Genomic DNA, 14993 nt, shown 5'->3' with positions numbered 1-14993 from the left:
TGTGCGTGGAATCGCTCACGTGTCGTCCTCGGGATTACTGCTGGTTGTCGTCGTTGTCGGCATCGGCGTCGCTCGCCGGATCCGGGGCGGCCGGCTTGCTCGCGGCCACATTCGCCGCAGCCGGCTGGCCTACCACCTGCACCTTGTTGCCGTCGCGCAGCGCGGCCTTGCCCGCCACCACGACCTGTTCGCCCGGCTTGATGCCCTCGCGCACTTCAACCCATTGGCCGTCGACGTAGCCCAGCTTCACCGGCACGCGCATGGCCTTGCCACCGCGTACGACGAACACTGCCGGGTCACCCTCGCCATCCAGCAAGGCGATTCGCGGCACCGTCAGCGCGTTGGCGCGCTGGTCGTAGGCGATGCTGATGCGGCCGAACATGCCAGGCTGCAACAGGCCACCCCCTTCGAATGCACAGATCACCCGGAAGGTGCCGCTGCCGGCGTCCACGACGGGCGCCACGCGGTCCACGCGCCCGGTGAAGGCCTGGCCCGGCAGCGAATCCACCGCCAGTTGCACCGGCAGCCCCGGCTTGAGGGTCGCCAGTTCGCGCTCGGGCACGTTCAGCACTGCCTCGAGCTGCGAGGTGTCCACGATCCGGAAGATCGGCGTATTGATCTGGACGAAATTGCCCGTCTTGATGGAACGCGACGCGACCACGCCCGAGATCGGTGCGGTCACCGCCGAGTAGGACACCTCGAGGTTGGCCAGGCGATTGGCCGCGCGTGCGTTGGCCAGGTCGTACTTGATCTGGTCGTGGTCGCTGGCGCTGAGCAACTGCTGCTCGGCCAACTTGCGGGAGCGCTCGAAGTTGTTCTGCAGCTTGGCCACCTGCGCCGCCGTCTGCGTCGCCTGGAGGCGGGCACGGTCCGCATCGAGGCGAACCAGTGTCTGGCCCGCCCGCACCATGTCGCCCTCTTCCACCATCACCTGCAGCGCCACGCCCGAGGTCTTGGCGACCACCTGCGATTCACCGATCGCCTCCAGCGGCGCGGTGCCGGTGTAGCTGGCGGCGACAGCGCGAAGCGAGGCCGCGGCGACTTCCACCGGCACGACTTCCTCTTCGGCGGCTTCCCCGGGCTTGGCGTCGGCGGCGCCTTCTCCGCCCTTGCAGGCGGTCAGGGCAAGCGTGCCGGCCAGCGCGAGGGCAAGGGCGCGCACCAGTACAGGCTGGCGGCGGAACGGGATGGAATAACGCATGGTGGGGCCCCGATAGGTAAGTACGTGTTGGAGTGCCTGCCGGCGTGGCCGACCCCGCCGCTGCGGCTTTCGCTGCGCTGGGAGACCGGTCGGACGTCAGGCGTATGTCGGTGTTGTATGAAGGTATATCACCAGCAACGCAGGCAGCATCCGCCGAAGGTCATGGTGACTGCCGGCATCGTGCCCGCCGGCCCGGCCCAGGCCCGCCCCCTGATGCGGGTGTCCGGCGCCCTGGCTGCGTACCTCTTCGTTGGAATCTGCCCGCGGGCTATACTGGGCGACTTGTGCGCTCGGGCAGTCATCGGGTTGCCCCGCAGTACCGCGCAGATGCCAGCCATTATCCTTCGCCAGCCAAAGAGATTGCGGACAACGACATGATGCGACCGCTCACGATCGCCGCCTGCCTCGCCCTGGGTGCCATTGCCCCCGGCGCGATGGCCCAGGACACTCCCGCCGAAGCGACCACCTCCGCGACCGGATCGGCCGAAGCCACCGGTAACAGCGTCGCGAACGGCCGGCTGCTGACGTACACCTGCCAGGGCTGCCACGGGATCGACGGCTACAAGAATGCCTACCCGAACTTCCACGTGCCCAAGATCGGTGGCCAGTCCGCGCAGTACCTGCGCAACGCGCTGACCGACTACAAGAACGGCACGCGGAACCATCCGACGATGCAGGCGCAGGCGCAGAGCTTCTCCGAGCAGGACATCGCCGACATCGCCGCGTTCCTCTCGACCCTGAAGTGAGCACCCGACCATGACGTCCAAGACGACCCCCCGCACCACCCCGGGCGCCGCGATGATCGTGCTGGCCGCGACGCTCGCCCTGTCGGCGTGTTCCTCGCCTGAGACGCCGCCTGAGGGCGCCGCCGCTGCCGCGCCCACCTCGTCCTCGGCCGGCCTGCCTGCCGGCAACGTCGCCGCCGGCGAGCAACTGGCCAACGCCAAGGGCGCCGCCACCGGCCAGTCGTGCGTTGATTGCCACGGAGTCGACGGCAATGCGCCGATCGATGCGACCTACCCGAAACTGGGCGGCCAGTATTACGACTACCTCGCCCACGCGCTGGAGCAGTACCGCGACGGCCAGCGCGCCCACGCGCTGATGTCGAGCCAGGCCGCCGGGCTCACCGACCAGCAGATCTCCGACCTTGCCGTGTACTTCGGTTCACGCGAGTCGCAGCTGACCACGCTGGAAGGCGCGCACAACTGACGCGTGCGTCGTTGACGTGACAGGAACACATGAGCCCGCCCAGTCGCGGGCTTTTTGTTTCCTGGGCATCGGCGATCGTTCATCCGCCGTGGGGCCGCGGGATGCGGATCGGGCGTGGCCGGCAGGTTGCGCGATGCACGGGCTACCCACGCATGCCACGCCACCCTCGACCCGAGGGTGAACTCGGTCAGCGCCTACGGTCCCAGTGTGCACTGGTCAGTCGCCACTCCCCGCCGTCCTCGCGCCAGCCGGTGGTCACGTGCTGCACCCGGGCCGATTCGGGCAACGCACCCGCGCCCCCCGTGAGCACCGCGGTGAACGTCACCGTGGCGTGATCGCCCTGGACCTGGATGTCCGGCGGCCCCAGCGTCATGCCCACGTTGCGGTGGCGGCGAAACAACACCAGTGCCAGCCGCCGTGCGCCGTCACGGTCCATTCCGTCCGGACCCACGAAATCATCCGCCAGGTGCGCGGACAGCCCTGCGGCGTCGCGTTTCTCGATGGCCTGCTGCACACCGCCCATGGCGTCGCGAAGGCGCTGCTCGGGAGGCGGGCTGGAGCACGCGCCGAGCATGACGGCGCAGGCCAGAAGGGCGGCCCACGACACAGCAGCGCCAAACCATTCTTGCGACGTCCCACGCATCACTGCCATTGCTTCCACGCTCCCATCCGACACCGCACCATGCTGCCACGAACACGCGTTGGAGCGCCTTGCCAGCCCATGGAGCCTATGCTCCAATCGAGCGGCTCCGTACGCCGGCGCATCCGGCAGGGGCTGCCGTGTCGGCATTGACCGGCCGCACTTGGAAACGAACTCCAACACGCATTCCGACACGCACTCTAAGGGGATCGCAATGAGCAATGACCGTCCGTGGCTGGCCCAGTATCCGGCCGGAGTACCGTCGCAGATCGATGTTGATGAATACCCGTCGATCGTCTCGGTGCTCGAGAACGCCATTGCCAACTACCGCGACCGCCCGGCGTTTTCGAACCTCGGCAAGACGCTGACCTACGGCGAGATCGACGAACTGAGTGCGCGGTTCGCGGCGTACCTGCTGGGCGAACTACAGCTAAAGAAGGGCGATCGCGTCGCGATCATGCTGCCCAATTGCCTTCAATACCCGATCGCGACCTTCGGCATCCTGCGTGCCGGGCTGACGGTGGTGAACACCAACCCGATGTACACCCCGCGCGAGTTGCGCCACCAGCTGGTGGACTCCGGCACCAGCGCGATCCTGGTGCTCGACAATTTCGGTTCGGTCGTGGAAGAGGTGCTTGCCGACACCCAGATCAAGCAGGTCATCACCACCGGCCTGGGGGACATGCTGGCTTTCCCGAAGGGCGCGATCGTCAATTTCGTACTCAAGCACGTCAAGAAGATGGTGCCGGAACACCGCCTGCCCGGTGCCATCCGCTTCAAGGATGCGCTGGCGCTCGGCGACAAGCACACGCTTCAACCCATGGACATCAAGCCCGCGGACATCGCGTTCCTCCAGTACACCGGGGGCACCACCGGCGTGGCCAAGGGCGCGATGCTGACCCACCGGAACCTGGTCGCCAACATGCAGCAGGCCTCGGCCTGGATCGGCACCAACGTCCGGATGGGTGAAGAGGTCATCATCACCGCGCTGCCGCTGTACCACATCTTCGCGTTGACGGCGAACGGGCTGGTCTTCATGAAGTTCGGCGGCCTCAACCACATGATCACCAACCCGCGCGACATGCCGGCGTTCGTGAAGGAACTCAAGAGCGTCCCGTTCACCGCCATCACCGGCGTCAACACGCTGTTCAACGGCCTGCTCAACACGCCCGGCATCGAAGAGGTCGACTTCTCACGGCTGCACCTCACCCTCGGCGGTGGCATGGCCGTGCAGCGCTCGGTCGCCGAACGCTGGAAGAAGCTGACGGGCAACACCCTGGTGGAAGCCTATGGGCTGACCGAAACCTCGCCGGCCGCCTGCATCAACCCGATGGACCTGGCCGATTACAACGGTGCGATCGGCCTGCCGATCCCGTCCACCGATGCCTGCGTCAAGGATGAGGACGGCCGCATGCTACCCGCGGGCGAAGTGGGCGAGCTGTGCATCAAGGGTCCGCAGGTGATGAAGGGCTACTGGAACCGCCCGGAGGAAACGCAGCAGGTCATGGATGCCGATGGCTGGCTGCATACCGGCGACATGGCACGCATGGACGAGAACGGTTTCTTCTATATCGTCGACCGCAAGAAGGACATGATCCTGGTCTCGGGTTTCAACGTGTACCCCAACGAGGTCGAGGACGTGATCGCGATGATGCCGGGCGTGCTCGAGGTGGCCGCCGTCGGCGTTGCCGACGAGAAGTCCGGCGAAGCGGTGAAGGTGGTGATTGTCAAGAAGGACCCTGCCCTCACCGAAGAGCAGGTCAAGGCCCATGCCCGCGCCAACCTCACCGGCTACAAGCAGCCGCGCACGGTGGAGTTCCGCCAGGAGCTGCCCAAGACCAACGTCGGCAAGATCCTGCGCCGTGAGTTGCGCGACGAACCTGGCGCCTGAGCGATCCGCTTGCATTACCCGGAAGGCCCCTCATCGAGGGGCCTTTTTGTTGGGCGGCCCGTCCTCATGTGTCCTTGACCCCGGGTGTAGCATCGCCGCGTGGGCTTCACCGGCCGGCCGCGCCCACGCAGCATGCGGTCGGCGACTCCGGAGGACCGCACCATGAGCCAGATCGAGAAGCTGCACCGCACCCGTCCCTATCCCACCCTTCGCGTTGAATCGGACCCCCAGTGCGACACGCACTGGCTCTACATGCACGCCGATGCCGGACAGGGAGCCCGGCCCTGCTTCCGCACCGAACTCATGGACGACATGTGGAGTTACCTGTCATCGATCACCCTGCGCGATGGCCAGCGCCAATCAGGTCGGCTCCGGCACGTGGTGCTCGCTTCCGACGCGGGCGCGTTCAACCTGGGCGGCGACCTTGCACTGTTTTCCCGTCTCATCCGCGCGGGCAACCGCGAACACCTGCTGGACTACGCGCGACGGTGCGTCGACGGCGTACACCACCTGCACGGTGGCCTGGGCGGGGACGTCCGGACCATCGCCCTGGTACAGGGCGATGCGCTGGGAGGCGGGTTGGAACTTGCCCTGTCGTGCCACACCATCGTCGCTGAAGAAGGCGTCGACATGGGCCTGCCGGAAGTGCTGTTCGGACTGTTCCCGGGCATGGGCGCGTACTCGTTCCTGTGCAAGCGGGTCACCCCGCAGGTCGCCGAGAAGCTCATCCTGCAGGGCCGCATCCACAGCAGCGACGAGCTGTTCCGGATGGGCGTGGTCGATGTGCTGGTACCCAAGGGGGATGGCCCCGCGGCCGTGAGCGAGATCATCCGGCAGCAGCAACGCACGCCGCACGCCTACCTGGCCCTCAACGCGGTTCGCGGCATCGCGCAGCCGGTCGGCTACGACGAACTGATGGGCATCACCGAGGTCTGGGTTGATACCGCCCTTGCGCTGGGCGAGAAGTCCCTGCGGACCATGGACAGGATCGTCCGCGCGCAGGAGCGTCGCACGATGCCGCTGGCTGGCTGAATTTCCCGGGCGGTGGGTGCCGGGCCGGTCGGCCCGGCGTGCAGCGGCACCCTGCACCGGGCTGTCAGGAGGGCGTTTGCTCGCCGTGGTCACTGGCGCCGCGGGCGCGATCACGTGCCCCAAGCGCCGCCCGCCCCTGCAACAACCGCTCGTGCAAATGGCCCAGGCGGGCCTGCCATTCGCGGGCCAGCTGCCACTCCGGCAGCTGCATCAACTCGCCAGCGACTGCCGCCAGCTTGATCAACCCCAGGTTCCCTGCGACGCCCTTGAGTGCATGTGCGTGCTCGCGCGCCCGCTCGTAATGGCCCGTGCCCGCCGTCTCCGAGAGCGCCTTCAGGCATGCCTCGGCATCGCGCAGGCACTGGCCGATGAACTCGCGCTCGAAGGCCTCACCCATTCCCAGCGATTCCAGCTCGTCGAGTACGCCGGGGTCGAACACCCCGTCGATCGAAACCCGGGCCGTACGCGAACCATCCGGTTTCGCCGTCACGGCCAATGTCGAAGCGGCTTCGATCCGACCGTTGGAAGCGATATCCGCCAACGTGTCCAGCAGCTTCGGCGTCGAAACCGGCTTGGCCAGGAAGGCGCGCGCGCCGGCCTGCTCGCAGGCCTGGATGGAGCCCGGGGTGACGTCGGCACTGAGCACCACCACGGGCGTGCGGCGACCGCCGCCCGCCTCGAGGATGCGAAGCTGGCGCAGCAGGTCCAGGCCGCTGAGGCCGGGCATGTGGAGATCGACGACGACACAGTCGTAGTCCGACACCTCAAGGGCGTCGAGCACCTCTTCGCCACCTTCTACGCATGTCACGCGGTGACCCGCCTTCTGCAACAGCCGTTGCACCACCATGCGGTTGGCGGCATGGTCGTCGGCCACCAGCACGTGCAGGCCGCGCACGCGCGCGCGGTGGCGCAGGAAGGGATCGGAGAACGCGATGACGTTCTCCGCTGCGCTTGCCGGACGCGCCGTGGTGGCGTGGGCCGCGTGGGACGCGTCAATCGCCTCGGCCAGGGCGGCCGGGCGCGCGTCGACCGCTTCCACGACGCGCTCGAACGGCAACTCCACCCAGAACCGGCTGCCGCGGTTTTCGGTGCTCTCGAATCCGATGCTTCCGCCCATCGCTTCGGCCAGGCCCTTGGCGATGGTGGTGCCCAGGCCGGTTCCCCCGTGGCGCCGAGCCAGGCTTACGTCGGCCTGTTCAAAGGCCTCGAACAGCCGGTGCTGCGCTGCGACCGGTACGCCGACGCCGGTATCGGTCACGGTGAAGCGCAGGCGCGGGCGACCGGGCGTGGACTCCGCCAGCTCCACGTCCAGTTGCACCGAGCCCTCGTCGGTGAACTTCACCGCGTTCCCCGCGAGGTTGAGCAGCACCTGCCGCAAGTGGCCGACGTCGCCGCGCAGAAGGGCCGGCACGTCCCCCGCTACTTGGTGCTGGTAGCGCAACTGCTTGGCGCGGGCCTGCGGCTGGAGGATGAGTCCGATGCTCTCGACCAGCTCACGCGGGTCGAACTCCACCAGCCTCAGCTTGAGCTTGCCCGCCTCGATCGCGGAGATGTCGAGCACATCCTCCACCAGCGCCAGCAGGCTGCGGGTGGAGGCCTGGATGGTGTCCAGGCATTCGCGCTGCTCTTCATCCAGGCGCGTGGTGGCCAGCAGTTCGGACATGCCGGCCAGTCCATTCAACGGGGTCCGGAACTCGTGGCTCATGTTGGCCAGGAACCGGCTCTTGGCGAGGTTGGCGCGGTGCGCTTCGTCGGTCGCCCGGGTCAGGGCCCGCAGCAGGCCCGACAGGTACAGCGGAATCGCGACCAGTCCCAGCAGCAGGCCCACCGCCAGTACCCTGTTTTCCAGCCAGTAGCTGTTGAGGCCGATGACGGTGCCGAAACTCGCGACCGCCGCGACGATCGCGATCACCAGATAGCGGTTGCCGAACCTCAGGCCATTGCCGACGGTCACCCACATCAGGATCACGTAGACCCACGCGAGCGGCTCGCCGATGCGGACCATCGCCAGTGCCATCAGGCCGTAGTCGGCCACCATGCCAATGCCGCGCCGGAGGTGCGACCTGGCCGGCTGGGCGACCAACCAGACCAGCAACACGCCCCCGATGGCGAAGCCGGTGGCCACCATCGCCAGTACGTCCGCGTAGGCGGCCGGATCAAGCGTGCCACCCGCCCCGCGCACCAGCATGTAGACCAGCACCACTGCCAGTACGACCAGGCGGATCGTCGCCTGCCCGTGCTCGCTGTCGTCGCGTCCGGACAGGCGCGTCGTCAGCCAGTGCAGCGGACGTGACATGTGCCTACTCGGTTTCCACGCGCGGCGCCCGGGCCGCATGGCGCGTACAGATCTCTTCCAGGCGCGCGCGGTTGCGTACCAGCGCATCCACGCACCTGGGGTCGAACTGACGCCCCTTCTGCGCGTACAGGAAGCCCAGCGCGGCATCGATATCCAACGCCGGCCTGTCGGGCCTCGGGGAAATCAGCGAATTGAACACATCGGCAACGGCGACGATGCGCGCCTCGATCGGGATCTCCTCGCCCACCAGGCCATCGGGATAGCCGCTGCCGTCGAAACGCTCGTGGTGTCGCAGGGCGATCACGGCGCCTGCCTGGATGAAGCGGTTGCGGCTGTCGGCGAGCAGCTCGTAGCCGATGCGCGGGTGCCCGTGCATCGCCGCTGTTTCGACTTCGTCGAGCGGTCCTTGCTTGAACAGCACCGAATCGGGGATCGCGATCTTGCCGATGTCGTGCAGGGGGGCGGCCATTTCGATCAACCGCACTTCGTCTTCGAACATCCCCAGCTGCTCGGCGATCAGTCCGGCGACCTGCGCCATGCGCTCCAGGAAAACGCGGGTGCCGCCGCTGCGGTACTCCGTCGCACGGGCAAGGCGCGCCAGCGTCTCCCGTTCGCGCTCTTCCACCTCGTGCATGCTCGAAAGCAGCCGCTGCTCAAGCGACAGGGCGCGTTGCTTGACGTTCTCGGACTGCTGGCGAAGTTGCAGCAGGTTGCGGCAGCGGGCGCGCAGCTCGCGGGGCCGCACCGGCTTGACCAGGAAATCGATGACCCCGGCATCAAGCGCGGCCTGGCGTATCGGCTCATCGCCCACGACGGTCACCAGGATGATCGGGATGTCACGGTGCAGCGGGCGCCGCCGGAACCGGCGGGCGAACTCCAGTCCATCGATGCCGGGCATCCGGTAATCCAGGAGCAGCAGGTCGGGCTGGTTCGCTTCGCACCAGTTCAATCCGGCCTCGGACTCACCGAAGTCATGCACCGCCAACTCGGGCGCGATGTCCTCGATGATGTGGCGCAGCATGGTGCGCGCCGAAGTCTGGTCGTCGACGATGACGACGTTCACGCGTGCCTGTCCATGGTTGCGGTTCCCCTCGACTGTTCCGTCATGAGCATACCCCTGCCGTCAAATTCTTGACAGCGTCCTGCCCGGCATGTCCCTTGCCGGCAGTGATGCAATCGGCATGCCGTCAGCCGATGGCCTCGGGGCGCATGTACGGGAACAGCAGCACGTCGCGGATGGACGCGGATCCGGTCAGCAACATGACCACCCGGTCGATGCCGATTCCCAGCCCCCCGGTGGGTGGCAGCCCGACCTCCAGTGCCCGGATGTAGTCGGCGTCGAAGTGCATGGCCTCGTCGTCACCCCCTTCCTTTGCATCGACCTGGGCCTGGAAACGGGCGGCCTGGTCTTCGGGGTCGTTGAGCTCGGAAAAGCCGTTGGCCAGCTCCTTCCCGCCCACGAACAGCTCGAAGCGGTCGGTCAGGCCGGCGTCGGCGTCGCTCGCGCGCGCCAGCGGGCTGACCTCCACCGGGTGCTCGGTGATGAACGTCGGCTGGATCAGCGTGTGCTCGACCGTCTTCTCGAACACTTCCAGCAGCAGCTTGCCCCAACCCCACCCGGCCTTGATCGGGATTCTCAACCGCGCGCAGTGGGCGCGCATCGCATCGAGGTCGCGCAGGTCCCCGGTTTTGATCTCCGGGTTGAGTTCCAGCACGGCATCGGTCATCGACCAGCGGCGGAACGCCGGACCCAGGTCGATCGCCATGCCGTCCCATTCCACCGCGGTGGTGCCCAGCACTTCGCGCGCGACGTCGCGGACCACGCCCTCGGTCAGGTCCATGATCTCGGTATAGCTCGCGTAGGCCTCGTAGAGCTCCAGCATGGTGAACTCGGGGTTGTGTCGCGTGGACACGCCCTCGTTGCGGAAATTGCGGTTGATCTCGTAGACCCGCTCGAGCCCGCCCACGACCAGCCGCTTGAGGTAGAGCTCCGGCGCGACGCGCAGGTACAGCTCCAGGTCCAGTGCGTTGTGGTGGGTGACGAAGGGCTTGGCCGTGGCGCCGCCCGGGATGTAATGCATCATCGGCGTTTCGACCTCCAGGAAACGCCGCGCGTCCAGCCAAGCCCGCATCGCGCGGATGATCCGGCTGCGCTTGACGAACACGTCCCGCGCCTCGGGCGAGACGATGAGGTCGACGTACCGCTGCCGGTAGCGCTGCTCGACGTCGGACAGGCCATGCCACTTGTCCGGAAGCGGACGCAGCGACTTGGTCAACAAGCGCAGCGACGCGACCCTGAGCGACAGCTCGCCGGTGCGGGTGCGCGTAAGCTCGCCGGTCGCGCCAACGATGTCACCCACGTCCCAGCCCTTGAACGCATCGTAGGCGTCGCCCAGCGCGTTGGCCTGCAGGAACAACTGGATGCGGCCGGACTCGTCCTGCACCTGCACGAAGCTGGCCTTGCCCATCACCCGCTTGAGCAGGATGCGCCCGGCCAGCGCGACTTCACGGCCCTCGCCCTCCAACGCTTCCGCGGTCCAGCGCCCGGTGTCCGCGAACTCCGCCTGCAGGTCGCCAGCGTATGCGTTGCGGCGGAAATCGTTGGGAAAGGCGATGCCCTGCCCGCGCAGCGCCTGGAGCTTGGCGCGACGCTCGGCGATCAGGTGGTTCTCGTCGGCGTGCTGCGGGGTCGGGGTATCGGTCATGGCTCGTGCTGTCGTAGAAGCGGCTTCAGCCGCGATGGGATGTGCGGAACCTCATGCGCCCGGCACCGCGCCGTAGGATCAGACGGCGTCCGTGCGCCTGGACCCTGCGTCCAGACCGGCCTTCAATGCCGCCTCGACGAACTCGTCGAGGTCGCCGTCCAGGACCTTCTGGGTATCACTGCGCTCCACGCCGGTGCGCAGGTCCTTGATCCGCGACTGGTCGAGCACGTAGTTGCGGATCTGGCTGCCCCACCCGATGTCGGCCTTGGTCGCCTCCAACGCGTCGCGCTCGGCGTTGCGCTTCTGGATCTCCAGCTCGTACAACTTCGCCGCCAGCATTTTCATCGCGGTGTCGCGGTTGGCGTGCTGGCTGCGTCCGTTCTGGCAGGCCGCCACGATGCCGGTGGGCACGTGGGTGATGCGTACCGCCGACTCGGTCTTGTTGACGTGCTGTCCGCCGGCGCCCGATGAGCGATACACGTCGGTGCGCAGGTCCGCGGGATTGATCTCGATATCGATGTTGTCATCGACTTCGGGGCTGACGAACACCGAAGTGAAGCTGGTGTGGCGCCGGTTGTCGGAATCGAACGGCGACTTGCGAACCAGCCGGTGAACGCCGGTCTCGGTCTTCAGCCAGCCATACGCGAAATCTCCCTCAACGCGCAGCGTGGCCGACTTGACGCCCGCCACGTCACCGCCGCTGGCTTCCATCAACTCGGCCTTCCAGCCGCGCGATTCGCACCAGCGCAGGTACATCCGGAGCAGGATCTCGGCCCAGTCCTGGGCCTCGGTGCCGCCGGCGCCGGCCTGGATGTCGACGAACGCGGCGGCGCTGTCCATCTTGCCCGAGAACATTCGCTGGAATTCCAGCTTCTCGACGTCGCGCGCGAGCCGGTCGACGTCTTCGACCACGGCCTGCGCGGTGTCGGCGTCGTCCTCCATTTCGGCCAGCTCCAGCAACTCGGCCGCGCCGGCGAGGCCTTCGTCCATGCTGCGGCTGCCCAGCACGACGCGCTCGAGCGCTGCCCGCTCGCGGCCCAGCGACTGCGCACGCTCGGCGTCGTTCCAGACGTCGGGGCTTTCCAGTTCGCGGTTTACTTCTTCGAGGCGTTCGACCTTGGCATCGAAGTCAAAGGTACCCCCTCAGCGCATCCAGCCGACCTTGCAGGTCGGCGATGCGCTGACGGACGGGATTGGTCTCGATCATCCGTTCTGGTGTCCGTGGTTGCGAAGCGGAAAAGACCGCGGATTCTAGCAGTTGCGCGGCACGCGGGCCGGCCGCGTGACGATGGAACCCGGGTGCACCTGGTGCGCAGCCTCGCGATGCACCACGACCAGTTGTACCGCGTCGCCGCCGCGGTAGTCATCGGGCTCCAGCCGGTAGGCGATGCGTATGCGCGGCGGCGGGGGCTGGCCGTCCCAGCCACCGAAATGGATCGCGTTGACCCGCATCCCGCCCAGCCCAAGTTCCAGCTTCAGATGCCGCTCGCCAACCACCCGGGTCCCCAGCACGTCGAACTCGCCGTCGAACTGCGGCTCCGGGAACCCCTGCCCCCACGGCCCGCCGTCACGAAGGGCCTCGGCATTGCCCCGGCACAGGTCCAGGGCGTCCAGCGGTCCGTCGCTGTGCAGGTTGGCAAGCAGCAGGTCATCGCCCAGGCGCGCCCGGGCGCATTGCGCGAAGGCGGTGCGGAATGCATCCAGCGACTCCGCCGGAAGGGTCAGCCCGGCCGCCATGGCATGCCCCCCGAATCGCTCGATCATGCCCGGGTGCCGCGCCGCCACGTCCGCAAGCGCGTCGCGGATGTGGAAGCCCGGGATCGACCGGGCCGACCCCCTCAGCACCGGGCTACCGGGCCCGGCCGGCGCGAAGGCCACTACCGGCCGGTGCAGCCGGTCCTTGATCCGCGATGCCACCAGGCCGATGACGCCGGGATGCCACTCGGGATCGAACAGGCACGCCACCCTGGGTGCGGCCCCGCCATCCAGGACCACGCGGGAGACGGCAGCCTCCGCTTCGTCGGTCATCTGCTGCTGGAGCGCGCGCCGCTCGCCGTTGATGGCGTCGAGCGTCGCCGCGATATCGCGCGCCTGCGCGGGGTCGTCGGTGAGCAGGCACTCGATGCCCAGCGCCATGTCCTCCAGGCGCCCGGCGGCGTTGAGGCGCGGCCCCACCGCGAACCCGATATCGGCCGCGGTCAGTCGGGACGGCACCCGCCCTGCGATCTCGATCAGCGCCATGAGGCCCGGGCACCCCTGCCCCGCACGCAACCGGCGCAACCCGGCCGCGACCAGTGCGCGGTTGTTGGCATCCAGCGGCACCAGGTCCGCCACCGTGCCCACCGCGACCAGGTCCAGCAGCGACGACAGGTCCGCGCTTGCCTGCGGATGGCCGGAGTCGCGCATCCGCTTTCGCAATGCCAGCAGCACGTAGAACACCACCCCGACACCGGCCAGGGCCTTGCTGCCGAACGCGTCGCCCGGCAGGCTCGGATCCACGATCGCATCCGCGCGTGGCAGGGTTGGACCCGGCAGGTGGTGGTCGGTCACCAGTACCGTCCATCCCCGCGCCTTCGCCGCGTCGATGCCGGCATGGCAGGCGATGCCGTGGTCGACGGTGACCAGCAGGTCGGGCTCCAGGGCGGCCAGCTCGTCCACCAGGGCAGGAGACAGGCCGTACCCGTGGACCATCCGGTTCGGGACGGCATGCGAGACGCGGCGCGCGCCCAGCATCCTCAGCCCGCGCACGCCCACTGCGCACGCGGTCGCGCCGTCGCAGTCGAAGTCGCCCACCACCACGATGTGCCGGTCATCGGCAATGGCATCGGCCAGCAGCGAGGTGGCCGCGTCCATTCCCATCAGGCCGTCAGGCGGCAGCAGCTGCGCGAGGCGCGGCCGGGCGTCGTCGATGCACAACGCGCCTCTCGCAGCGTAGATGCGGCGCAGCAACAGGGGAACATGCTCGGGCCATTCGCCGGCCGCCAATGCCTCCCGGCGACGGATCGCGACCGGACCACCTGCTGGCTGGATCAACCCGTTGCCTCCACCGAAGCCCCGGCGCCCAGGCCCGGGTTGGACCACGGCCGCCGCCAGAAGCGCCAGCGATGCGGACGGGCCAGGCGGACCCGGTGGCCGTCGGCGAAATCCAGGGTGATCCGGGCGAGGCGACCGGCGGCCATCTCGGCCAGCAGCGGCGACAGCCAGTCGCGGTCGAGCGCAGTGAGGTCGCGCGCGTGGCGCACGTCCACCAGCGTTGTTCCACCTGCCGCATCCGCGGCGGTCGGCATGCGTTGCGGAAGCCCGTCGACGCTCGCGCCGCCGAGCGAGAAAAAGGCGGCCAGCGTGTCGTCATCGGTCAACGCACGTTCAACCCGGGCAGTCACGTGGTCGGGCAGCGTGCCCGCCCCCCAGAACCACAGCGAATTCACCGGCGCGAGGCCTTCGGCCTGTCGTTGCGCATTGCGGGGGTGGTTGTGCAGGACCACCTGGGCCTCGCTCAGCAGGGCTCGCCAGCGACGTCCATCGGGGCCCTCGGGCAGGTGGTCGAACACATCCATGCCGACCGCCTCGGCGGGCGAAGCCATCGCCGGGAGCTTGGAACCGGGGGGTGCCTGCAGGTACCACCGGGCCGGGTCGGGTGCATCGATGGGCATCCCCACGTCACCGAACAACGGGCGCAGGGCCGGCAGGAAGGCCGCGGCATCGCCTGCGGTCAGCGCCAAGGACTCGCCATGGGCGAGCAGGCGGGCGCCGTTGATGTCGGGCTGGATGTAGACCGGGTCGGCACGCATCCAGGTCGAGCCGGCGGCATCGCCCGCGTCGCGCTGCCGGGTTACCGCGGCGGCGGGCCAGCCGCGCGGCAGGATGTCCAGCCAGTCGCGCATCCGCTCGCCGCTCGCGCTGCCTTTCGGGAGGTGGTCCGCACGCCCCAGCCAGCGTGCGCTCACCGGCGGCAGCCGTTGCCCCCCGAACCGGGCACGGGGCGGCAGCAGCACGATGGCGGACGGCCCGGACATGCG

General features: G+C 68.2%; 12 protein-coding genes. 4 read left to right on the top strand and 8 right to left on the bottom strand.

Features of this window, described 5'->3' with window-relative positions:
* Positions 1 to 34: 34 nt before the first annotated feature.
* On the bottom strand, positions 35 to 1201 hold the full coding sequence (locus tag ACJQWL_RS01985) for an efflux RND transporter periplasmic adaptor subunit (RefSeq protein ID WP_330968174.1): 1167 nt from the start codon (positions 1199 to 1201) through the stop codon (positions 35 to 37).
* Between the two features lie 377 nt (positions 1202 to 1578).
* Here ACJQWL_RS01985 and ACJQWL_RS01980 point away from each other — a divergent pair, with 377 nt between their 5' ends.
* On the top strand, positions 1579 to 1947 hold the full coding sequence (locus ACJQWL_RS01980; RefSeq protein ID WP_330968240.1) for a c-type cytochrome: 369 nt from the start codon (positions 1579 to 1581) through the stop codon (positions 1945 to 1947).
* Between the two features lie 10 nt (positions 1948 to 1957).
* Positions 1958 to 2410: a c-type cytochrome gene (locus ACJQWL_RS01975; RefSeq protein ID WP_330968173.1), complete on the top strand. Its 453-nt coding sequence runs from the start codon at positions 1958 to 1960 to the stop codon at positions 2408 to 2410.
* 187 nt (positions 2411 to 2597) lie between these two features.
* Here the strand turns inward: ACJQWL_RS01975 and ACJQWL_RS01970 are convergent, their stop codons facing one another.
* Positions 2598 to 3017: a YybH family protein gene (locus tag ACJQWL_RS01970; protein ID WP_411300677.1), complete on the bottom strand. Its 420-nt coding sequence runs from the start codon at positions 3015 to 3017 to the stop codon at positions 2598 to 2600.
* Positions 3018 to 3264: 247 nt separating this feature from the next.
* On the opposite strand from ACJQWL_RS01970, the gene ACJQWL_RS01965 reads away from it, so the two are divergent.
* Complete coding sequence (locus ACJQWL_RS01965) at positions 3265 to 4941, top strand: long-chain fatty acid--CoA ligase (RefSeq protein WP_330968171.1); 1677 nt, start codon at positions 3265 to 3267, stop codon at positions 4939 to 4941.
* A 162-nt stretch (positions 4942 to 5103) separates the two neighbouring features.
* Positions 5104 to 5973, top strand: a complete 870-nt coding sequence (locus ACJQWL_RS01960) for a crotonase/enoyl-CoA hydratase family protein (protein ID WP_330968170.1) — start codon at positions 5104 to 5106, stop codon at positions 5971 to 5973.
* 64 nt (positions 5974 to 6037) lie between these two features.
* Here the strand turns inward: ACJQWL_RS01960 and ACJQWL_RS01955 are convergent, their stop codons facing one another.
* The 6 genes from ACJQWL_RS01955 to ACJQWL_RS01930 form a co-directional block, all read right to left on the bottom strand.
* Complete coding sequence (locus ACJQWL_RS01955) at positions 6038 to 8269, bottom strand: ATP-binding protein (RefSeq protein ID WP_330968169.1); 2232 nt, start codon at positions 8267 to 8269, stop codon at positions 6038 to 6040.
* A gap of 4 nt (positions 8270 to 8273) precedes the next feature.
* On the bottom strand, positions 8274 to 9332 hold the full coding sequence (locus tag ACJQWL_RS01950; protein ID WP_330968168.1) for an HD domain-containing phosphohydrolase: 1059 nt from the start codon (positions 9330 to 9332) through the stop codon (positions 8274 to 8276).
* A 124-nt stretch (positions 9333 to 9456) separates the two neighbouring features.
* Complete coding sequence (gene lysS, locus ACJQWL_RS01945; protein ID WP_330968167.1) at positions 9457 to 10974, bottom strand: lysine--tRNA ligase; 1518 nt, start codon at positions 10972 to 10974, stop codon at positions 9457 to 9459.
* A gap of 78 nt (positions 10975 to 11052) precedes the next feature.
* Positions 11053 to 12181, bottom strand: a protein-coding gene (gene prfB, locus ACJQWL_RS01940; protein ID WP_330968166.1) for a peptide chain release factor 2 whose coding sequence is annotated in 2 segments (ribosomal slippage) — positions 11053 to 12105 and positions 12107 to 12181 — 1128 coding nt in all. Because the reading frame shifts where the segments join, the coding sequence is not laid out codon by codon here.
* Between the two features lie 44 nt (positions 12182 to 12225).
* A complete protein-coding gene (gene recJ, locus ACJQWL_RS01935) occupies positions 12226 to 14007 on the bottom strand; it encodes a single-stranded-DNA-specific exonuclease RecJ (RefSeq protein WP_411300676.1) in 1782 nt (593 codons plus the stop codon).
* Complete coding sequence (locus ACJQWL_RS01930; RefSeq protein WP_330968165.1) at positions 14004 to 14990, bottom strand: phosphoglycerate mutase; 987 nt, start codon at positions 14988 to 14990, stop codon at positions 14004 to 14006. The genes recJ and ACJQWL_RS01930 overlap by 4 nt, the downstream gene beginning before the upstream one ends.
* Between the last annotated feature and the right edge of the window lie 3 nt (positions 14991 to 14993).

The organism is Novilysobacter viscosus (assembly GCF_046600715.1).
Classification (GTDB): domain Bacteria; phylum Pseudomonadota; class Gammaproteobacteria; order Xanthomonadales; family Xanthomonadaceae; genus Lysobacter_C; species Lysobacter_C viscosus.
This window is presented reverse-complemented; position numbering and strand designations above follow the sequence as displayed.